Consider the following 20,452-nt stretch of genomic DNA (forward strand, 5'->3'; position numbering starts at 1 on the left):
TTAATGCAGACGGCACCATCACCACCAGTGACGTTGGCAACACCGGTGAAGACACGGTTCACGACGCGATTGACTCGGTGAACACCGCTGCCAACGCGGGCTGGAACGTGACGGATGCGAATGGCAACGACGCCAACATCGGGCCGAACGGTGACGTCGCGTTCACCGGCGACAGCAATATCGGCGTGGCGCAGACCGGTATCGACGACGACGGCGAAGTTGAGATTACCCTGAACCGTGATCTTGATCTGGACAGCGTCAACACTGGAGACAGTGTGTTAGATACGGATGGTCTAGTAGTAAACGACAACACCGGTAATCCAACCGCCACCACCACGGTAGAAGCAGGCACGATCACCGTCGCCGCCAACCCGGCTACGGGCACGGCTAATGAAATCGTCATCGACGCTAATGGCGGTACCATCGGTGGCTTGACGAACCGTGATCTCGACGGCAACGACTTCGCACAAGCGGGTCGAGCCGCCACCGAAGAGCAGTTGGACCTGGTGAACACCACGGCTAGCGCGGGTTGGAACGTCACCGATGCCGACGGTAATGCGGCCAACATCGGCCCGAACGGTGACGTCGCGTTCACCGGCGATAGCAATATCGGCGTGGCGCAGACCGGTATCGATGATAATGGCGAGGTTGAGATTACCCTGAACCGTGATCTCGATCTGGACAGCGTCACCACAGGCAACACCTTGGTGAATAACGCTGGTCTCGCCGTTGACGACGGTGAGGGTAACCTCACAACGGTCACCAACGACGGCCTGACCATTGCTGATGGCCCGAGCATCACCGCCAGCGGCGGCATTGATGCAGGTGGTATGGGTATCGCTAACGTGGATGATGGCGAGCTAAGTGAAAATAGTGCCGATGCTATTAATGGCTCTCAGCTCTACGCCACCAATCAATGGATCGAAAACCTGCAGGGTAACTTCGTCAACATTGTGGGCGACAGCAGCGATGAGTACATCAATCAAAATGGCCGTGGTATTCGCTATGTGCGTACCAACGATGGTGACTTGGGCGTCAGCGATGCCTTTGCCCAAGCTGAGGGAGCTACAGCTGTAGGCTACGAAGCAAGCGCTAGCGCCGAACAAGCGCTGGCAATGGGCTATGAAGCGGTGGCTTCTCATCAGGGCAGCGTGGCGTTGGGAGCGGGTGCCCAGACGTCAGAAGTCGTAGGTACCTCTTCGGTTGAGATTGCCGGCCAAACCTATCAGTTTGCCGGAGCATCCCCGGTGGCTACGGTTAGCGTGGGTAATGCAGGTGCTGAGCGCACGATTACCAACGTGGCAGCAGGGCGCATTTCTGCTGAAAGTACCGATGCAGTTAACGGCAGCCAGTTGTACGCCACTAACCAAGCCGTTGATGGTCTTGATAGCCGTGTTAACACTGTTGAAGGCGATATCACTAATATCACCGGTGATTTAGCCAATCTGGACGAACAGAGCGTTAAGTATGACCGTAACGATGACGGTAGCGTTGATTACTCCACCATTACCTTAGAGGGCGAGGAAGGCACGACGATTTCCAACGTGGCGGCAGGTAACGTTTCTCAGGGCAGTACAGATGCGGTGAATGGCGGTCAGCTTTGGGATGTGCAGGATCAAATCACGAGTATCGAGCAAGGAGGGTCAAAATACTTCCGGGCAAACAGCGATGGTCCTGCGGCCGACTCTCGTGGAACCGACAGCATAGCCATGGGGCCGAGTAGCGTCGCTGAGGGTGACCGTAGTGTTGCTTCTGGCGTCGGTGCTCAGGCAGAAGCAGAGGGCAGTGTGGCCTTGGGTGCTGACTCAGTTGCTGATCGTGAGGGGATGAACGGTGAGCGTGAGCGATTCTCCAACGAAGCGGTTGCTTCTACCCAAGGTGCTGTTTCCGTGGGTAGTGAAGGCGGCGAGCGTCAAATCACTAACGTGGCGGGCGGTACCCAAGAAACCGATGCGGTTAACGTTCGTCAGCTTGATGCGGTACAGCAGGGCGCTGTGAACTATGCACGTGATGACGAAGGTAACGTGGATTACAGCACCGTTACATTACGCGGCGAAGAGGGAACTACCATCAGTAACGTAGCACCTGGTGTGAATGCGACTGATGCCGTCAACGTTGGACAAATGCAAGAACTTAACCAGCGTTTCGCTAATGAAATCAATAATGTTCATGGACGTATTAGTGACGTTGAGCGTGATGCAAACGCCGGTTCAGCCAGTGCTATCGCGGCCTCCACTGTGCCTCAAGCATGGATGCCAGGCAAAAGCATGGTAGGTGTGGGTGCAGGTACCTACGGCGGAGAATCCGCTGTGTCAGTAGGGGTGTCGCGCTTGTCCGATAATGGCCGTTGGATTCTCCAGGGTAAGGTCACTGGTGATTCGCAAGAAAACTTTGGGGCCGGCCTTGGCGTTGGCTGGCACTGGTAAGGGAAAATATTATGAATAATCTACATATTAGCGTTAAGGCGGCCCTAGGGGCCGCCAGCATGGCTGCCGTGCTTACAGTGTCAGGCTGTGCAAGTCCACCTAACAACGACCGAACAGAGCTGCGCGATGCGGAAGATGGTTTCCCCGCTCTTGATGAAAACTGGCATGCGGGTGGGCAGTTTGTGAATCCTGAGGACGTGTTGCGTATTACGGAAGGGCAAACCAAGGATCAAGTGCGTCAGCTGATAGGAAATCCGCATTTTACTGAAGGGTTCTTTGGTGTTCAGGAATGGAACTACGTTTTTAATCTCTATACAGGGGTTGGGAACGACTACATTACCTGCCAATATCAAGTGCACTTTAACGATGATATGGCGCTGGAAAGCACTCGTTGGCGAGATGCGCAGTGCCCATCATTATTGGCACCTATCGAGGTAGAGGAAATTGCACAAGAGCCACGGCAAGAAAAGTTGACGCTCTCAGGTGATGTGCTGTTCGATTTTGATAGCGACCAACTGTCGCTGGAAGGTCAGCGTGCGCTTGCAAGAGTTGCGCAGACAGCCAATAGCGATTACGCGGTGCCTAGTCTGTTTGTGGTTGGCTATACAGACCGTTTTGGTAGCGAGAAATACAATGCGGGTTTGTCGCAATCAAGAGCTGAAGCGGCAGGTGCCTACCTTAGCAGTCAAGGTATTGATAGTGGCGATATAACCATGGCGGGAAGAGGTGAGGCAGACCCCGTAGTGGAGTGTCCAGGAGCGGTAGCAACTCCAAGCGTTAAGGCGTGTTTAAAACCCAACCGCCGGGTAGAATTCACTATTACTGAAAGCGTGCTTTAAATACTGACCGCACTTGTTAGTTAATCGCCGTTGGGGGCTGTTTTCTGTAGCCCCTATTTTTATAAACATATAGAGAGTTAAAACGTTATATGAAGTACGCAGGATATATCGCCACATTTTTCATCGCGGTTATCGTCGCCGTTGGGCTGTCAATTGTGAGTATGGGGGTATTCGCTGAGTCCTCTGAGGGTGAAGACGTTAAGCCAATTGACCAGGGGACGCTATGCGTTGCCTCAAGCGATGAGCAAGCCCTAGATTGCCCAGAAGGAGGACTATTTATGGCAAGATTGGCCATCAATAATACGGACGCACAAAATCCTCTGGTGCTCGAAAATCGTGTGCTGAACACAATGGCGCTTTATTGCGACACGAATTTTTCGATTCAGCACACCCAAGCTGGCGTTCTATGTGTACTCACGCATCAGCGCATTGGAACAGGTTCGGAAGAAGAGATAGATGCCGAAGAAATTGAAGGTAATTCATGATTCGAGTAGGCACACTCAACTTGGTAAGTTAATGACTTTAGCGTTTTAAGGTAAATATTGGTATGAGTAAGCAGCCTTCTACCCATCAAGAAAAGAGTCGTCATAGCGGTAAAAATGACAATAAGGATAATCTCCCAGAAAGTTCCGCCATCAACGCGGAAGGGGGCCAAGCTACGCAGCCGACAGTGATGATTGATGGTCAAGAATACACGCTGGAAAGCCTGGGGCAGCAAGGGCGTGAACAGCTCCAAAATCTGCGTGTTACAGACCAGGAGTTACAGCGCCTTAGAGACCAGTTGGCAATTACACAGACAGCGCGAAATACATACGCATGCGAGCTTAATGACGCCATTAAAAATGCCGCGCCGGTAAAATAAGCGGTTTAGAAAGTATCGGTAACCCCTTTTGCCCGATAGGCTAACGTCTATCGGGCATTTTCACAGGAAACGCAGTTTATGAGGATAAAACCTTGGGTGGGGCTCATGCTTTGGGTGGTCAACGCCCTCGCTTATGCTGATTATAATGCCGGCCTTGAGGAGTACAGTCATCAAAACTATGCCTCCGCTATTCATGAATGGCGAACGTCCGCCGAGCGTGGCGATGCCGAGTCACAGTTTGCGTTAGGTATGATGTACGAACGTGGGCAGGGCGTTAGCGAAAATCTTGATGAGGCTTACAAATGGTATCGCTTATCTGCCGACAACGGCATGATGGATGCACAAGTGCGCCTAGGTGAGCTTTATCTCCTAGGCGCTATTGAAGGTGAGCCTGGCGATGCTGCACGCTGGTTCGAACAAGCCGCCGAAGAGGGCAATGCCGCAGCGCAGTTTCAGCTAGGCTTGCTCTATTTGGAAGGGCAGGGCGTTGAAACGGCTCCTGATCTCGCCGCCCGGTGGTTTGAATTAGCAGCTGAGCAGGGCTTTGTTGCTGCACAAAATAACATTGGTAGTCTGTATGAAAATGGCCAAGGCGTTGAGCAAAGCTACACGCGTGCATTTGAATGGTACGAGCGAGCAGCCAAGCAAAATGATCCCTTTGCGCAAAATAATCTGGGAGCACTTTATGCCAATGGAAATGGTGTAGAGCGTAACCATGCCTGGGCTGTTTTCTGGTTTGTCATGGCAGCGAAAGGGGGGAACTCGCTTGCTCAAGAAAATATAGCGGCCAGCCTTCAGCATCTTGAAGAGAAACAGATAGCAGGTAATAACGTTAATATTCGGGCGGGTTCTAATACGGATTTTGATCGTATCGCTTCGCTGTCAAGAAGCGATTCTGTTCATGTGTTGGGAAGTACCGACGGGTGGAGTCAAGTGTACTTTGAACAGGAGGAGGGCATCCCAACATTAGGTTGGGTATCGAATACGCTTATCGAATGATGCTCAGCGGCTTGGGCCGGGGATTGAGGCGTACAAGGGCGTTGGCTGTTGTTTTCCAGCTAAGCGTTTCCATTGCTCTCAGCGTAAGGCTCGATAGCCATCACCTCTAAGGTGGTGGCTTCGCCTTTTTGGCGAGGGCGAAACTTAACGTCCACATCACGCAGCCGAACGCCATAAAGCCGCTTTGAGGCAGTGTCTTGCTGTTGGTAAGCGGGTCTGGGGTCTTGGCCCAGTACCTGTTCAATCAACGCGTGCAGAGTGGCGCTGTCTTGTCGTTGAGCGAGGGTGTCCAGTGCCGCGGGGTGAAAGGTGACCGCCATGAGTGACGGTGCCTGTGGCGCGAAGCCAGCCTGTGCGTCAGGCTGAGATTCAGCCCAGGGCAGGTAAGGCTTGATATCGATTATCGGCGTGCCGCTGACCAAGTCGCAGCCCTGTAACGTCAACACCACGCCTTGCTGGGTGTCGATGCCGATTAGTTTCACCAGTGACAACCCTAAACGGTTAGGCCGATGGGTGCTGCGGCTGGCAAAAACGCCGACCTTTTTATTGCCGCCCAGTCGCGGCGGCCTTACCAGCGGTGTCCAGCGATCAGGGCTTTGATGAAAAATAAAGCTCAGCCACAGGTGGCTGAAGTCTTCTAGGCCGCGCACCGCAAGTGGATTATTGTAGGGGGCGGTGAGCACTAGTCGAGCATCGGCAGCGGGGGCGAGCCCCGGCTGGCGCGGAATGCCAAACTTGTCAGGGTAATCGCTGATTACGTGACCAATGGGCGTTAGCGTAAAGTGCTCGCGGTTAGGGGCGTCATCCATCACACTGCCTTTTGTTAGGTTTGATCCACGTCCGGTTGAAGAGCGTAGTATAAAACAGGCCGATGGCCTAAACGTTATCAATTACAGCTCAGAGGGGGCTTATGACCAGTACCGCAGAGCAACCAGCGCCGGCACCCACGAGTGCGCGGGTAACGTATCGCGCTGCATTGGCACGTGATGCCGCTGATCAGGCGGAAGTGTTTTATCACGCCGTCATGCAGGGTGCAGCGACGCACTACTCGCTTTCAGAGAGGAAAGCCTGGGCTCAGGCATTACCCCGAGAGAGCAGTGCGTGGGCGGCGCGCCAGGCGCTCTATACGACGATTGTTGCCACCTGCGATGGCCGCTGTGTGGGGTTTCTGGAAATGGATTTAGCCGCCGGACGGATTGAAACGCTTTATGTGTGGCCCTCGCTGTCTGGTCGTGGCATCGGCACGACGCTGTTGGTGCACGCCGAGCGTATCCTGCTGGAGCAGGGCGCCGGACGTGTTGAGATTGAAGTGAGTTTGGTGCTTTATGCGCGCATGCTGCGCCGCGGCTGGGAGAGCCTAGGCGAGCAGTGGGTCGAGCGCAGCGGGGAGCGACTGCTGCGCTATCGGCTGTCCAAGCCACTGAATGCTGTTGAAACTTGATGAATCACACACTGTAGCTGCGCGTAATGCGCATCGAAAGATCAATGGAGGCGATATCTTTGGTCAGTGTGCCGCTAGAAATACAGTCAACGCCGGTGTCGGCGATGGCTTTTAGCGTTGTCGCATCGACGTTGCCTGAGGCTTCTAGCGTGGCTCGCCCGCCATTAATTTCAACGGCCACATGCAGGTCTTCAATGGCGAAATTGTCGAGCATGATAATGTCGGCTCCCGCCGCAAGCGCCTGATCCAGCTCCTCAAACGTTTCTACTTCGACCTCTACCGGTAGGTCGTTGGCTAGCTTGCGCGCCTGGGCAACCGCCGCTTGGATGCCCCCGCAGGCGGCAATGTGATTCTCTTTTATCAAAAAAGCGTCCCACAGCCCAATGCGGTGGTTGTGTCCGCCACCGCATGTGACCGCATATTTTTGCGCCAAGCGCATACCGGGTAGCGTTTTACGGGTATCCAGCAGGCGTACGCCAGTGCCTTCAATGAGATCGACGTAGGCGCGGGTAGCGGTAGCTGTCGCCGACAGCGTTTGCAGCACATTAAGCGCCGCGCGCTCGCCGGTAAGCAGGGTGCGAGCGGGGCCCTCTAGGGTCAGAAAGCACTGGCCAGCCTCAAGCTTGTCGCCATCGGCGGCCTGCCAGCTCAGGCTGACCCGGTTATCCAGGCGGCGAAACAGTTCATCCACCCAGGCCGCGCCGCATAGCACGGCGGCTTCACGGGTAATAATGTCGGCGGTGGCCCACTGGTGTTCAGGGATTAATTGCGCGGTAATATCACCTGGGCCAACGTCTTCTGCCAGCAGGCGAGCAGCGCTGGCACGGAGTTCTTCAGCAAGAGCGGACTGATAATGCATGGTAGGGAATTCTCTGAGCGTTGCTAAGTGTGTCTGGCATTGTAGTGAAAAAACAGTAGTGAAAAACAGAAGTGAAAAACAGAAGTGAAAGAGAACAGTGAAAGTGAGTGGTAGGAGAGCGCTAATCAAAGGAGGCCTTGCGCGTGGAAAAACGATACGCCCCTAGCGGGTGGTGGGAAAACGCTCGGCGAGTCGTCTCACCCAATTGTGACGCTCGGCCTGACCAAGAAGTTTCACTATTGCTCATTCATGCGATCAGCTTACCCCCGGGCGAGTTTAGCGGTGATGCCATTGAAGCGCTGTTTACCAATCAGTTGGCGGTCGATGCGCATCCATTTTTTGCTGAAATTGCTCATCTGAGAGTCTCCGCGCATCTACTCATTCGCCGCGACGGCGAGTGCGTGCAGTTTGTTGATACAGATCAGCGCGCTTGGCATGCCGGGCGGTCAAACTGGTGGGATGCCCGCCAAGCAACGTGTCGGAAGGCGCTCAACGATTTCTCGGTAGGTATTGAGCTTGAGGGCGATGATGTAACTCCTTACACCAGGGCTCAGTATCACGCTTTAACACAGGCGGTGATGTGGCTAATGGCGCGCTATCCACAGCTCAACAGTACGCGTATAACCAGTCATGCCCACGTGGCGCCGCTGCGTAAAACGGACCCTGGCCCGGCGTTTGATTGGGCGTACTTTCAGCAGCGGCTGGTATCCTGTATTGAGCGTTAAGAATTCATTAAGTGTTTCAGTGGCAACAGAATAAAACGGTAGTTTAATTACAATTGATGGATCGGTAGTAGGTCTCGCTAATACTCTATAGCTTGCTTATGTTGCAGTGCAATAGTTTGTTTTCGATAGGCTTTTCCACTGCGACAGAATTGGCAGCGTGGCGACTTTACGGTATCTTCCCCTATACAAAAGGCTAACGCTTAACAGCATCATGTAGTTTTACTACATCAATAAGCATCTAAATAAGTACGTAGCTTGTTGAATATAGAGCTAAAACCCCTAACCGGCGTTCATTCACCGGCTGTATACTGGCGTGTGTTGGAGTTCCACACCGCCGTTCCAGGCCCTCTTGGGTAGCGGGGATTATTGTCATTTATCGTCATTCGGAGAGACCTCTATGAGTCTGGAGACAAGAGAAGATCTCGATCCGATCGAAACCACGGAATGGATTGATTCCCTGGAATCGGTATTGGATCGTGAGGGCGAAGATCGTGCCCGCTACCTGATGACCCGCCTGGCAGATCGCCTGCGTCGGGACGGCATGAAGGTGCCCTTCTCGGTGACAACCCCGCACCGAAATACGATCCCGGTTCACCGCGAAGCACCGATGCCTGGCGACCTGTTCATGGAGCGTCGTATCCGCTCTTTGATCCGTTACAACGCCATCGCCCAGGTAATTCGCAACAATCGCGCCAAGCCGGGCCTGGGTGGCCACATTGCCAGCTTTATGTCGTCGGCGACCCTGTATGACGTGGGCTTTAACCACTTCTTCCGCGCCCCACAGGGCGACTTCGCCGGGGACCTGATCTATATCCAAGGGCACGTGGCGCCGGGTATCTACGCGCGGTCCTATTTGGAAGGCCGTCTGTCTGAAGAGCAGATGGACAAATTCCGCCAGGAAGTCGATGGCGATGGCCTCTCGTCCTACCCGCACCCGTGGTTGATGCCTGACTACTGGCAGTTCCCCACGGTCTCCATGGGTCTGGGCCCGATTCAAGCGATCTATCAAGCCCACGTGATGAAGTACCTGCATCACCGTGAGCTGAAGGATATGTACGACCGTAAGATCTGGTGCTTTATGGGTGACGGCGAGTGTGACGAGCCGGAATCGCTGGGTGCCATTTCACTGGCTGGTCGCGAAAATCTCGACAACCTGATCTTCGTTATCAACTGTAACCTGCAGCGCCTTGATGGCCCTGTGCGCGGCAACTCCCGCGTTATGGACGAGTTCGAAGGCGTCTTCCGCGGCGCTGGCTGGAACGTGATCAAGGTCGTGTGGGGACGCCACTGGGATCCGCTGTTTGAGAAGGACAAGAAAGGCATCCTTCAGAAGCGTATGGACGAAGCGGTCGACGGCGAGTATCAGAACTACAAAGCCAACGGCGGCGCGTACACGCGCGAACACTTCTTTGGCAAATATCCAGAAACCGAGGCGATGGTCAACGACCTCTCCGACGAAGATATCTGGAAGCTCAACCGCGGTGGCCACGATCCGTTCAAGGTCTACGCGGCGTATAACGAGGCGGTTAACACCTCGAATGGCAAGCCTACGGTCATCCTGGCGCATACCGTTAAAGGTTACGGCATGGGTAGTGGCGACGGCGAAGCGGCTAACGAAGCGCACCAGGTTAAGAGCATGGAGTACGAAGCGCTCAAGACCTTCCGTGATCGTTTCGGTATCCCGATCACCGATGAGCAGCTCAAAGATGTGCCTTACTACAAGCCGGAAGACGATTCTCCCGAGCTTAAGTACATGCACCTGCAGCGTGAGCGTCTGGGTGGCTACTTGCCTAGCCGCCAGAGCGACTTTGAGGCACTCGAGATCCCCAGCCTTGAAGATAAAACCTTTGCCTCGCAGATGGGCGGCTCGAAAGGTCGTGAAGTCTCCACCACCATGGCGTTTGTGCGCGTACTTAATGGCTTGGTGAAAGATAAAAAGCTAGGCAAGAAAGTCGTGCCGATTATCCCCGACGAGGCGCGCACCTTCGGTATGGAAGGCATGTTCCGCCAGTTGGGTATCTACACCTCGGAAGGTCAGAAGTACGAGCCGGTGGACAAAGGCCAGATCATGTTCTACCGCGAGGATCAAAAAGGCCAGATCCTCGAAGAGGGCATTACCGAAGCGGGCGCGATGTCGGCCTGGATTGCTGCGGCGACCTCCTACAGCAACAACAACGTCACGCTACTGCCGTTCTACATCTACTACTCGATGTTCGGCTTCCAGCGCATTGGCGACTTGGCCTGGGCGGCGGGCGACCTGCAGGCGCGCGGCTTTATGGTTGGCGGTACCGCAGGGCGTACCACGCTTAACGGCGAAGGTTTGCAGCACCAGGATGGTCACAGCCTGATTCAGGCCTCCACCATTCCCAACTGCCGCAGCTATGACCCGACCTATGCCCATGAAGTGGCGGTCATCATGCAGGATGGCCTGAAGCGGATGTTCACCGATAAGGAGAACTGCTTCTACTACCTGACGGTGATGAACGAGAACTACGAGCACCCGGTGCTGGAAAACGTACCCGCCGACGATATCGTCAAAGGCATGTACCTACTGCGTGAAACCAAGGGTGACAAAGGCCGCGTTCAACTGCTGGGCTCGGGCACTATTCTGCGTGAAGTAGAAGAGGCGGCTGTCCTGCTTGAGAACGATTGGGGCATCGGTGCCGATATCTGGAGCGTGACCAGCTTTAATGAGCTGCGTCGTGAAGCCTTGCTGCTTGATCGTGAAGCCTTCTTGAGTCCTGACGCCGAGGCTAATAAGCCCCACGTCACCAAGTGCCTGGAAGGGCGCGATGGCCCGGTTATCGCGTCTACCGATTACATGAAGCTGTATGCCGACCAGGTGCGCGCTTGGGTACCGGGTGACTACACTGTATTGGGTACCGATGGCTTTGGCCGTTCAGACACCCGCGAGAAGCTGCGCTACTTCTTCGAAGTAGACCGTTACTTCGTGACGATAGCGGCGCTGCGTGCGTTGGCTGATCGCGGCGAAATTGATCGCAAGCTGGTCGGCGAAGCGCTGAAGAAGTACGGCATTGACGCTAATAAGCCTAACCCGCTGACTAGCTAAACCGCTGCCCGGTGGGCGCTTGCCCACCGGCTCGATCCGATTTGGAAGGAGCGCGACCTTGAGTAGCGAAATCATCAAAGTTCCCGATATCGGCGGCGATACCGATGTTGAAATCATCGAGATTGCGGTGTCAGTAGGCGACGTTATTGAAGCGGAAGACACCCTGATCACGTTGGAATCCGACAAAGCCAGCATGGATGTACCGGCGCCTAAAGGCGGCAAGGTCATCAAAGTACTGGTCAAAGAAGGCGATAGCGTCTCCGAAGGTGACGATATCGTAGAACTCGAAGTTGAAGGCGGCGGCGACAGCAGTAGCGAAGAGAGCAGTAGCGACGACGCTGAGCCAGAAGAAGCGCCAGCAAAAGAAGACAAGCCGCAAGCCTCGTCTCAAACGCAGTCGCAAGAGCAGAAGCCCGCTGCTAAAAAGTCAGCGGGTGGTAAGCAGACGGTTGATATCAAAGTGCCGGATCTCGGCGGCGCTGACAGTGTCGAAATTATCGAAGTCGCCGTCAGTGAAGGCGATGAGGTCGAAGCCGAAGACACGCTGATTACCCTGGAGTCGGACAAAGCCTCCATGGATGTACCCAGCCCCTACAGCGGTAAAATCGTCAGCTTCACAGTGAAAGAGGGCGACAGCGTTTCCGAAGGCGATGTGATTGGCCAGATGGAAATCGTTGGCGAAGATGGCGATGACAGCGAAGACGCTTCTGACGACCAAGCATCCAACCAAGCCAGCGAACCACAAGCAGCGGTTGAGCCGGATGACGAGCCCGAAGAAGCCGCCAGCGGTGAACCGGAGCGTAAAGAGATTCGCGTACCGGATCTTTCCGGCTCCTCTGACGTACCGATTATTGAAATCGGCGTGGCTGCCGGCGACGAGGTCAACGAAGAAGACCCGCTGATTACCCTGGAGTCCGACAAAGCCTCTATGGACGTGCCCAGCCCCTATAAAGGCAAGCTCCTTGAGCTAACCGTTAAAGAGGGTGACACCGTCTCCGAAGGCGATGTGATTGGCTATATCGAAGTGGCGGGCAGCAAAAAAGCTGCCCCGAAAAAAGCCGCCTCTGAGGCCGGGTCTGAGAAAGCTGAGCAGAAACAAGCCAAGCCGAGCAAACCTGCTGAGTCTCCGGCAGGTACGCCCAGCCCAGAAGCCCAGATGGCAGCCCACAAGCCCCGCGATGGCAAGCTGGTTCATGCCGGTCCAGCGGTGCGGATGTTGGCTCGTGAAATGGGCGTTGATCTAGGACTGGTGAAACCGAGTGGACCGAAAGACCGCGTGCTCAAAGAGGACGTACAGTCTTACGTGAAGCAAGCGGTAGCCAATCAAGGCAAGGCTCAACCCAGTGCCGCAGCGGCTACCGGTGGCGCGGGGATCCCGCCCATTCCGGAAGTCGATTTCAGCCAGTTTGGTGAAGTGGAAGAGAAGCCGATGGGGCGCCTGCTCAAAATGGGCGCAACCAATCTGCATCGTAGCTGGCTCAATGTGCCGCATGTCACGCAGTTCGACGAAGCGGATATTACCGAGCTGGAAGCTTTCCGCAAGGCAATGAAAGCCGAAGCGGAAGCCCAGGGCGCCAAGCTGACGCCGCTGCCATTTATGGTTAAAGCCTGTGCTTTTGCACTGCGTAAATTCCCGCAGTTCAACGTCAGCTTGAAGGGCGACGGTGAGACCCTGGTATGGAAGAACTATGTCCATATCGGGATTGCTGTGGATACGCCCGATGGCCTGATGGTGCCGGTGGTACGCAACGCCGATAAAAAATCCTTGATCGAGATTGCCAAGGAGATGGCCGAGCTAGGCAAAAAAGCCCAGACCAAAAAGCTCAAGCGCGACGAGATGACCGGTGGCTGCTTCACTATTTCGAGCCTTGGCTCGATTGGTGGCACGGCGTTTACACCGATTGTCAACGCGCCGGAAGTGGCGATTTTGGGGGTCTCTAAAGCGCAGATGAAGCCGGTATGGGACGGTAGCGCCTTCCAGCCGCGTCTGATGATGCCGCTGTCACTCTCCTATGATCACCGTGCGATCAACGGCGCCGACGCGGCTCGCTTTACTGCCTTCCTGGCCGATGTACTGACCGATATTCGTCGCTTACTGCTGTAATTGGTAGCGATGTGCTTTTCACAAGCGGCGCCCCTCGGGGCGCCGCTTGTGCTTGTTAATAGGCCGATTAAGTCTATCGCAGGGCGACCAAAGTGGTAGTTTTGCGTCACCTGACTGATTTGACGTTAAAAAAGTGACATAAAAGCGGGTCTATCAGGCTTTTGGGGAGTTGTGTCGCCCGAGAGGCGCGGTTATTGTCAGTTAACAGAATTTTCATTCTCATTATTCGTACTCTTTTTTCATACTAAGAACTTCAAGGAGCAGTGCCATGCGTTTAATCCTGTTGGGTGCCCCCGGCGCGGGGAAGGGGACTCAAGCTCAGTTTATTTGCGAGCAATTTAAGATTCCTCAGATTTCCACCGGGGATATGCTGCGCACGGCCATTAAAGATGGCACTGAGCTGGGTCTGAAAGTAAAAGAGATCATGAACAGCGGCGGCCTAGTGTCTGACGACATTATCATTGATCTGGTCAAAGAGCGTATCAGCCAGCCCGACTGCGAGAACGGCTTTCTGTTCGATGGCTTTCCGCGCACGATCCCCCAGGCCGACGCCATGAAAGAGGGCGGCGTCAAACTGGATCACGTGGTGGAAATTGCCGTACCGGATGAAGAGATCGTGAGTCGCTTAGCGGGGCGCCGCGTGCACCAGTCCTCTGGCCGGGTTTATCACATTGAACACAATCCGCCCAAAGAGCCGGGCAAGGATGACGTCACCGGTGAGACGCTGATACAGCGTGAGGATGATCAAGAGGCCACGGTGCGTAACCGCCTGTCGGTTTACCACGATCAAACGGCGCCGCTGGTCGACTACTACCAGCAGTGGGCCGAGCAAGATCCTCAGAGCGCTCCACAGTACCACCGCATCGAAGGCGTGGGCAGCGTGACGGATATTACCCGCCAAGTTAAAGAAGCCCTTAGCTAATAAGAGCCCTTAGCTAACAAAAGCTCTTTTCGCCTTTGCCGATGGCCCGCTTAATGCGGGCCATCGTCGTGTTAGTGTGACAAAGGTATAATGCTACAACCTTTATTTCGAGTGGCCATTTGCTATGCCGTTACACCTGCTTGCCCTGGATGCCTCTTCAGGCGCCTGCTCTGCAGCCCTACTGCGCCAAGACGCCTCGGGTACTGAGTGCCTGGCGCGCTTTGAGATGACGCCTCGCGCCCATACCCGTCGGTTGTTGCCGATGGTGGATGAAGTGCTTGCCGAGGCGCAGCTAAAACCTTCCCAACTTGATGCGGTGGCCTTTGGTCGGGGACCTGGGTCGTTTACCGGGCTACGTATAGCAGCAGGTGCCGCACAAGGACTCGCGTTTGGCCTTGATTGCCCATTACTGGGCATCTCAACGCTTGAGGCATTGGCCCTTCAGGCGCATCGCCGCTACCACCTGCGCCACGTGGTGACGGCTTTGGATGCCCGTATGGGCGAGATATACGCCGCGACCTGGCACTGCTTGAAAGACGCCATCACCCCGATGAGTAAGGAGGCCGTGCTGGCCCCCGAAGCGCTTCGCCTGCCGGGTGACGAAACCGACTGGGTAGGCGTGGGTAGCGGCTTTACGCTATGGGAGCGCTTCACTGTCGATGTGCAGCTGAGCATGCCCCAGCATTTGGACGATTTAGAACCCCGCGCAGAAGAGATGGCGTGGCTGGCGGCACGCGATTTTGCCGCTGGTTTGGGGCAGGCCGCGCATTTGGTTCAGCCGGTTTATCTGCGCAACGATGTGGCCTGGAAAAAGCCTGCATGAGCTTTGTAGACAGCTATTTAGAGAGCTATGTTGAGATCAATCATGAAGGCATTGCGCTGCCGGAAGGTTTGCGTTTAGAGCAGCGCGAGGAAGGGTTGGTGCTGGTGGGTGAAGAGAAGCGTTATGGCAGCCCTCTAAGCGTTGATTTTGCGGCGGGCAAAGCCGCGCATCGGCGTCGCTTCGGCGGTGGGCGGGGGCAGCTAATCGCCAAAGCGTGTGGGCTGAGTAAAGGTATAACGCCAAGCGTTGTGGATGCAACGGCAGGGCTAGGCCGCGATGCGTTTGTGTTGGCAAGCCTAGGCGCTCAGGTGTTGTTAATTGAACGGGTGGCGGCGATCGCGGCTTTGCTGGCGGACGGTTTAAAGCGCGCCTCTCGACATAGCGATACGGCGGCTATTGCCGCCCGAATGACGTTACGTCATGGAGATGCCGCTCAATCTCTCGTGGAGCTCGTCGCCAGCGCTCATTTTACGCCGCAAGTGATACACCTGGATCCGATGTTTCCCCATCGCGAAAAATCGGCGCTGGTGAAAAAAGAGATGCGTCTATTTCGCGAGCTAGCCGGTGATGATAATGATGCCCCACGCCTGCTGGAAGCGGCGCTGGATGTGGCTACGCATCGCGTGGTGGTAAAGCGGCCTCGCAAGGCGCCGCCCATCGCTGGCCCAGCGCCACAGCACACGTTAGAAGGTAAAACCAGCCGCTACGATTTATATGTGCATCGTTCATTAGTGCGCTAATCGGCTCGCTTATTAGCGGTAACGCAAGGAGCCCCCATGCAGAACGCGTGGCGAGAAGGTAATCGATTTACACTGCTGCCCGAGGCCACGCGCTTTCTGCCGGCCATGTTTGAAGCGGTGCATGCCGCTCAGCACTATGTGCTGATAGAGCTCTACTTGATGGAGTCGGGGGAGCTTGCAGATCAAGTCAGTGATGCGCTGATCGGGGCTGCCCAGCGCGGGGTCTGCGTCTGCCTGCTGCTGGATGGTTATGGCTCTCTGGGTCTCTCCGGCAGTGATCGACAGCGCCTGAAGCAGGGTGGTGTTCAACTGCGCTTTTTTAACCCTATCGGCTTCCACTCTTTAGCGCTGAACTTGAGCCGCGATCATCGTAAAATAGTGGTTGTTGACGGCGAGCGGGCGTTTACCGGTGGTTTTGGCGCGGTGGATGAGTTTTTGAACGCCTGGTATGAAATTGCCCTGTGTATTGAAGGCCCGGTGGTCGGCGATTGGGAACTGCTGTTTCGGCGCCTGTGGCACTCAAGGCTGACGCGTGCCGAGAAGGGCGATAGCTGCGCGCCAGTTCTCCCGAAGCTTCGTGAACTTAAGGGATTCGCCAATGGCGTACCTGGGCGGGCAATGTCAGCACGGGGCTACCGTTATCAGGCAATTCGCCACTCACTGCACCATCGTGTCAGTCAGGTCGAGCAGCGCCTCTGGCTGTGTACGCCCTATTTTGTGCCCACCTTTGCCCTGCGCCGGCGCTTGGTGAAGGCGGCTCGTCGCGGTATTGACGTGCGTTTATTGTTGCCGGGGGCAAAGCATGACCATCCCGGGGTACGGTTTGCCGGCCAACGCTTTTACCAATCGCTATTGAAAGCGGGCGTGCGCATTTATGAGTTTCAGCCGACCTTTATCCATGCCAAATTTGTACTTGTAGATGAGTGGGTGAGCATTGGTTCGTGTAACTTTGATCACTGGAGTCTTCATTGGAATTTAGAAGCTAATCAAGAGGTTGTGGATCAGCAGCTGGCCACCGACGTACGTGAACTGTTCGAGCGTAACTTTGCCGCCAGCCAAGAAGTGGACGCCGATGCTTGGGCGGCGCGCCCGCGGGGGCAGCGCGCCAAGGAGTGGGTGTATGGGGTGTTGGATGCCATCGTGACGAGGCTTAAATAGTGCCTATTCTCAGTGCTTAGCGCTTTTTGCCTTTTGCAGAGGACTTTTTGCGCGGCTTGGGTTTGGGGGTTTCCGGTGGTACCCGGTAGTGCAGGTAAAGGTCTAACACGAGTTCTGGGAGTTGCACGACGAGCGACTCCTGGCGCGCTTGATCCTTGGCGAGCTCGGCCATATCCGGCTCATCGTCGAACAACCCAGAGAGCAGCATAAACGGCAGCAGAAGCGTGGCGGCGGCCTCTTCATCGTCCTGGAACCAAGCACTCTCGTCACTGAAAACGCCCTCCATGAAGCCCGCACACCAGTCGCCAATCGGTGTCTCTTCAGCAGGTTCGCCGCCGAGCGTTAGCTCAAAGGGGAGTTCTGGAAGGCCACCTTGCTCGAGTGCCGCTACTGCGTTGTCACGTAATAGCGTGAGCAGGGAGATAATTTCATCCCTCTCGGCCTCGTCGGCGTAGCGTGGCTCACCCTGAAACAGCTCCGCTAGCCACTGGGTGGGCGGCACTTCGCTGGGAGCCACGGCAAGCGCCACTAAGAAGCCGTGAGCGGAGATCAGATCCAGTGCGTCCTCATCCACTTGATCAGAGGCGAGGAAGTCGTCCAATCTATCCAACTGCTCATCGTCGAGTAGTGGCTGCGGTGGCGTGTTCGTTTCGGGCGTGTCGCTACGCTCTGCCATGAGTAGTGCCTCTTCAATGCGGATCGGTGATCATCGGTCAACATATACTGACATCAATATGTACCTATAACGGTTAGTTTATCACTAATGAAGACGATACCACTGCCCCCTTGGCCCGCCGCTGAGTTGGCGGCCATGTCGGAAGCCGAGTTGCATCAGGCCGCGCGTGTCCGCGTTGAGCAGGCGTGGCAGCGCTGCTTTGAAGTATGCCCCGTACTTCCAGCGCCGAAAGTATGGTTTAACCTACGCGGTGCGTCGGCGGGGCAGGCGCACCTTGGCCACGGTGGCTTACGCCTGAACCCGGTGCTGCTAAGTGAAAACCGTACGGCGTTTTTTGACGAGGTGATTCCCCATGAAATGGCCCATTGGCTGGTGTTTCATTTGGATAATGGCCCGCGCCTAAAACCCCACGGCCACGAGTGGAAAACGGTAATGCGTGATCTCTTCGGCTTAGTGCCCAGTGTGACCCACCGGTTTGATATTAAGCAGGCACAGTCCGCACCTTATCGTTACCAGTGCGATTGCCGCTTTCATCAATTTACCCCGAGGCGTCATGCTTTAGTGGTAAATGGGCGTCGCTACCGCTGCCGACACTGCGCTAAGACGTTGGTCTACAGGCCGAAGGATGTACTTTGATTCGTTTATAAATGTCTGTTTTTAAAATAAAAAATGCTAATACCAATGTCTAAAGGGAAGCCCGCACAAGGAGGTTTATGCTAGGGGCACATTACTGGGTGTCGATACGACTGATAGCGTTCAATAATCCCTGATACAGCAGTATCGACTATTTTTTCTAGACTATATCTTCTAGACAGTGCATTTCCACGGACAGAGGCAATTTCATGAGCAACCAACAGAACGTCTATCCGGTGCGCGACGATTTCGCCGCCAATGCGTGGGCCGATCAAGCCAAGTATGAGGCCATGTATCAGCAGTCGATTGATGATCCGGAAGGCTTCTGGGCTGAACAGGCTAAACGTCTTGACTGGATTAAAGCGCCCAGCAAAATTAAGAATACCTCATTCGCGCGCAACAATGTCGATATTCGTTGGTTTGAAGACGGCCAGCTCAACGTTAGCGCTAACTGTTTGGATCGCCATTTAGCCAAGCGTGGCGACCAAACAGCGATTATTTGGGAAGGTGATGATCCCAATGACGCCAAACACATTTCTTATCGTGAGCTGTACTCTCGTACCAACCAGTTAGCCAACGCGCTAAAAGAGTTGGGCATCGGTAAAGGCGATACCGTCACCCTGTACATGCCGATGATTCCCGAAGCTGCCATGGCAATGCTGGCCTGTGCGCGTATTGGTGCGGTGCACTCGGTGGTATTCGGTGGCTTCTCACCGGATGCCGTGGCCCAGCGGGTGATTGGTGCTGACTCCAAGCTGGTGATTACCGCCGATGAGTCCGTGCGGGGTGGCAAGCAAGTGCCGTTGAAAGAGAACGTCGATGCGGCGCTAACCCGCGAAGGCACCGACGTGTGCAAAAACGTCCTGGTAGTAAAGCGTACCGGCGGTGAGATTGAGTGGAATGAGGGCCGCGATATATGGTTTGACGAGCTGGTCGACAAGCAGTCGAAAGAGTGCGAAGCCGAAGCCATGGGCGCCGAAGACCCGCTGTTTATTCTGTATACCTCAGGCTCTACCGGCGCACCTAAAGGCTTAAAGCACACTACCGGTGGCTACCTGACGTACGCTGCTATGACCCACCAGTACGTGTTCGACTACCAAGAGGGTGAAGTTTACTGGTGCACTGCGGACGTGGGCTGGGTTACCGGACACAGCTATATCGTTTATGGCCCCCTGGCGAACGGCGCGACCACCTTAATGTTTGAAGGGGTTCCAAGCTATCCTACCCATGGCCGTATAGGCGATATTGTTGATAAACACAGCGTTAATATTCTGTATACCGCACCTACCGCAGTACGTGCACTGATGGCCCATGGCGACAACGTCATGGACTCAAGCAAGCGCGATAGCCTGCGCCTGTTGGGCTCCGTGGGTGAGCCGATTAACCCAGAAGCCTGGGAGTGGTTCTACCGCGTTATCGGCAACGAGAAATGTCCGATTGTCGATACCTGGTGGCAAACCGAAACGGGCGGCATCATGATTGCCCCGCTGCCGGGCGCTACACCGCTTAAACCGGGCTCTGCAACCGTGCCTTTCTTTGGCGTAAAACCTGCCTTGGTCGATAATGAAGGCAACCTTCTTGAAGGTGCCACCGAGGGTAATCTGGTTATTCTCGACGCTTGGCCTGGGCAAGCGCGCTCTATTTGGGGTGACCACAAGCGTTATATCCAAACCTACTTCTCGACCTACGATAATATGTACTTCACTGGTGACGGCTGTCGTCGCGATGAGGATGGTTACTACTGGATCACAGGCCGTGTCGACGATGTTCTGAACGTTTCTGGCCACCGTATGGGCACCGCTGAGATCGAGTCTTCCTTGGTTGCCCACAGCGCCGTCGCCGAAGCGGCTGTGGTTGGCTTCCCACACAATATTAAGGGGCAGGGCATCTATATCTATGTCACGCTGAATGACGGTGTCGAAGAGTCTGACGAGCTTAAAAAAGAGCTGACCCAGTGGGTGCGTAAAGATATAGGTCCGATTGCCTCGCCGGATGTCATTCAGTGGGCGCCAGGCTTGCCGAAAACCCGCTCGGGGAAAATCATGCGCCGCATCCTGCGCAAGATTGCCGCTAACGAGTGCGATGGCTTGGGTGATACCAGCACGCTGGCCGACCCGTCAGTGGTTGATGAGCTGATCGAGCATCGCGCCAATCAATAATGGCGCCAATGATGTA

The 20,452-nt window shown here is 55.1% G+C and carries 18 protein-coding genes; 15 read left to right on the plus strand and 3 right to left on the minus strand.

Going from position 1 to position 20,452, the window contains the following annotated elements; translation table 11 throughout:
• From QT230_RS16750 to QT230_RS16770, 5 genes are all read left to right on the plus strand, one after another.
• Nucleotides 1-2,426 (plus strand): YadA-like family protein (locus QT230_RS16750; protein ID WP_308323241.1); only part of this gene is annotated, 2,426 nt, incomplete at its 5' end.
• Between the two features lie 59 nt (nt 2,427-2,485).
• Complete coding sequence (locus tag QT230_RS16755) at nt 2,486-3,265, plus strand: OmpA family protein (protein WP_308323243.1); 780 nt, start codon at nt 2,486-2,488, stop codon at nt 3,263-3,265.
• A gap of 89 nt (nt 3,266-3,354) precedes the next feature.
• On the plus strand, nt 3,355-3,750 hold the full coding sequence (locus QT230_RS16760) for a hypothetical protein (protein WP_308323245.1): 396 nt from the start codon (nt 3,355-3,357) through the stop codon (nt 3,748-3,750).
• A 62-nt stretch (nt 3,751-3,812) separates the two neighbouring features.
• Complete coding sequence (locus tag QT230_RS16765; protein WP_308323247.1) at nt 3,813-4,127, plus strand: DUF6447 family protein; 315 nt, start codon at nt 3,813-3,815, stop codon at nt 4,125-4,127.
• A 78-nt stretch (nt 4,128-4,205) separates the two neighbouring features.
• Nucleotides 4,206-5,126 (plus strand): SH3 domain-containing protein, encoded by a 921-nt coding sequence (locus QT230_RS16770; protein WP_308323249.1) that lies wholly within the window; start codon nt 4,206-4,208, stop codon nt 5,124-5,126.
• A gap of 59 nt (nt 5,127-5,185) precedes the next feature.
• Here QT230_RS16770 and tsaA read toward each other — a convergent pair whose 3' ends face one another.
• Nucleotides 5,186-5,935 carry a tRNA (N6-threonylcarbamoyladenosine(37)-N6)-methyltransferase TrmO gene (gene tsaA / locus QT230_RS16775; protein ID WP_308323251.1) on the minus strand — a complete coding sequence of 250 codons (750 nt, stop codon included), beginning with the start codon at nt 5,933-5,935 and terminating at the stop codon, nt 5,186-5,188.
• Between the two features lie 101 nt (nt 5,936-6,036).
• Between tsaA and QT230_RS16780 the strand changes: the two genes are divergently transcribed.
• The gene (locus QT230_RS16780; RefSeq protein ID WP_308323252.1) at nt 6,037-6,567 is read left to right on the plus strand and encodes a GNAT family N-acetyltransferase; all 531 of its coding nucleotides are present in this window, start codon (nt 6,037-6,039) and stop codon (nt 6,565-6,567) included.
• Nucleotides 6,568-6,571: 4 nt separating this feature from the next.
• Here QT230_RS16780 and nadC read toward each other — a convergent pair whose 3' ends face one another.
• Nucleotides 6,572-7,426, minus strand: coding sequence for a carboxylating nicotinate-nucleotide diphosphorylase (gene nadC, locus QT230_RS16785; RefSeq protein ID WP_308323254.1), 855 nt, complete (start codon nt 7,424-7,426; stop codon nt 6,572-6,574).
• Nucleotides 7,427-7,563: 137 nt separating this feature from the next.
• On the opposite strand from nadC, the gene ampD reads away from it, so the two are divergent.
• From ampD to QT230_RS16820, 7 genes are all read left to right on the plus strand, one after another.
• Nucleotides 7,564-8,151, plus strand: a complete 588-nt coding sequence (gene ampD, locus QT230_RS16790; RefSeq protein ID WP_374694478.1) for a 1,6-anhydro-N-acetylmuramyl-L-alanine amidase AmpD — start codon at nt 7,564-7,566, stop codon at nt 8,149-8,151.
• Nucleotides 8,152-8,548: 397 nt separating this feature from the next.
• Nucleotides 8,549-11,221: a pyruvate dehydrogenase (acetyl-transferring), homodimeric type gene (aceE, locus tag QT230_RS16795; protein WP_308323258.1), complete on the plus strand. Its 2,673-nt coding sequence runs from the start codon at nt 8,549-8,551 to the stop codon at nt 11,219-11,221.
• A gap of 58 nt (nt 11,222-11,279) precedes the next feature.
• Complete coding sequence (gene aceF / locus QT230_RS16800; protein ID WP_308323260.1) at nt 11,280-13,325, plus strand: pyruvate dehydrogenase complex dihydrolipoyllysine-residue acetyltransferase; 2,046 nt, start codon at nt 11,280-11,282, stop codon at nt 13,323-13,325.
• A 268-nt stretch (nt 13,326-13,593) separates the two neighbouring features.
• The gene (adk, locus tag QT230_RS16805; RefSeq protein WP_308323262.1) at nt 13,594-14,247 is read left to right on the plus strand and encodes an adenylate kinase; all 654 of its coding nucleotides are present in this window, start codon (nt 13,594-13,596) and stop codon (nt 14,245-14,247) included.
• A gap of 124 nt (nt 14,248-14,371) precedes the next feature.
• A complete protein-coding gene (gene tsaB / locus QT230_RS16810; protein ID WP_308323264.1) occupies nt 14,372-15,070 on the plus strand; it encodes a tRNA (adenosine(37)-N6)-threonylcarbamoyltransferase complex dimerization subunit type 1 TsaB in 699 nt (232 codons plus the stop codon).
• Nucleotides 15,067-15,810, plus strand: a complete 744-nt coding sequence (locus QT230_RS16815) for a class I SAM-dependent methyltransferase (RefSeq protein ID WP_308323265.1) — start codon at nt 15,067-15,069, stop codon at nt 15,808-15,810. Before tsaB ends, QT230_RS16815 begins: the two co-directional genes overlap by 4 nt.
• A gap of 36 nt (nt 15,811-15,846) precedes the next feature.
• Nucleotides 15,847-16,968, plus strand: coding sequence for a phospholipase D-like domain-containing protein (locus QT230_RS16820; RefSeq protein WP_308323267.1), 1,122 nt, complete (start codon nt 15,847-15,849; stop codon nt 16,966-16,968).
• A 16-nt stretch (nt 16,969-16,984) separates the two neighbouring features.
• On the opposite strand, the gene QT230_RS16825 is transcribed toward QT230_RS16820, so the two are convergent.
• Nucleotides 16,985-17,644, minus strand: a complete 660-nt coding sequence (locus QT230_RS16825; RefSeq protein ID WP_308323269.1) for a YecA family protein — start codon at nt 17,642-17,644, stop codon at nt 16,985-16,987.
• An 87-nt stretch (nt 17,645-17,731) separates the two neighbouring features.
• On the opposite strand from QT230_RS16825, the gene QT230_RS16830 reads away from it, so the two are divergent.
• Together QT230_RS16830 and acs are read left to right on the plus strand one after the other, a co-directional pair.
• On the plus strand, nt 17,732-18,280 hold the full coding sequence (locus QT230_RS16830) for a SprT-like domain-containing protein (protein WP_308323271.1): 549 nt from the start codon (nt 17,732-17,734) through the stop codon (nt 18,278-18,280).
• Between the two features lie 206 nt (nt 18,281-18,486).
• A complete protein-coding gene (acs, locus tag QT230_RS16835) occupies nt 18,487-20,436 on the plus strand; it encodes an acetate--CoA ligase (protein WP_308323273.1) in 1,950 nt (649 codons plus the stop codon).
• Nucleotides 20,437-20,452: the final 16 nt, after the last annotated feature.

This window comes from Halomonas sp. SpR8, from assembly GCF_031010195.1.
In the GTDB taxonomy this organism is placed as follows: Bacteria; Pseudomonadota; Gammaproteobacteria; order Pseudomonadales; family Halomonadaceae; genus Vreelandella.

Bases quoted from the DNA above. Each gene is read 5' to 3' on its own strand.
- tsaB (WP_308323264.1), top strand. From the start codon at position 14,372: ATGCCGTTACACCTGCTTGCCCTGGATGCCTCTTCAGGCGCCTGCTCT.
- tsaA (WP_308323251.1), bottom strand. From the start codon at position 5,935: ATGGATGACGCCCCTAACCGCGAGCACTTTACGCTAACGCCCATTGGT.
- QT230_RS16760 (WP_308323245.1), top strand. From the start codon at position 3,355: ATGAAGTACGCAGGATATATCGCCACATTTTTCATCGCGGTTATCGTC.
- QT230_RS16765 (WP_308323247.1), top strand. From the start codon at position 3,813: ATGAGTAAGCAGCCTTCTACCCATCAAGAAAAGAGTCGTCATAGCGGT.
- adk (WP_308323262.1), top strand. From the start codon at position 13,594: ATGCGTTTAATCCTGTTGGGTGCCCCCGGCGCGGGGAAGGGGACTCAA.
- QT230_RS16825 (WP_308323269.1), bottom strand. From the start codon at position 17,644: ATGGCAGAGCGTAGCGACACGCCCGAAACGAACACGCCACCGCAGCCA.
- aceE (WP_308323258.1), top strand. From the start codon at position 8,549: ATGAGTCTGGAGACAAGAGAAGATCTCGATCCGATCGAAACCACGGAA.
- QT230_RS16830 (WP_308323271.1), top strand. From the start codon at position 17,732: ATGAAGACGATACCACTGCCCCCTTGGCCCGCCGCTGAGTTGGCGGCC.
- QT230_RS16815 (WP_308323265.1), top strand. From the start codon at position 15,067: ATGAGCTTTGTAGACAGCTATTTAGAGAGCTATGTTGAGATCAATCAT.
- nadC (WP_308323254.1), bottom strand. From the start codon at position 7,426: ATGCATTATCAGTCCGCTCTTGCTGAAGAACTCCGTGCCAGCGCTGCT.
- acs (WP_308323273.1), top strand. From the start codon at position 18,487: ATGAGCAACCAACAGAACGTCTATCCGGTGCGCGACGATTTCGCCGCC.
- QT230_RS16820 (WP_308323267.1), top strand. From the start codon at position 15,847: ATGCAGAACGCGTGGCGAGAAGGTAATCGATTTACACTGCTGCCCGAG.
- QT230_RS16780 (WP_308323252.1), top strand. From the start codon at position 6,037: ATGACCAGTACCGCAGAGCAACCAGCGCCGGCACCCACGAGTGCGCGG.
- QT230_RS16770 (WP_308323249.1), top strand. From the start codon at position 4,206: ATGAGGATAAAACCTTGGGTGGGGCTCATGCTTTGGGTGGTCAACGCC.
- QT230_RS16755 (WP_308323243.1), top strand. From the start codon at position 2,486: ATGGCTGCCGTGCTTACAGTGTCAGGCTGTGCAAGTCCACCTAACAAC.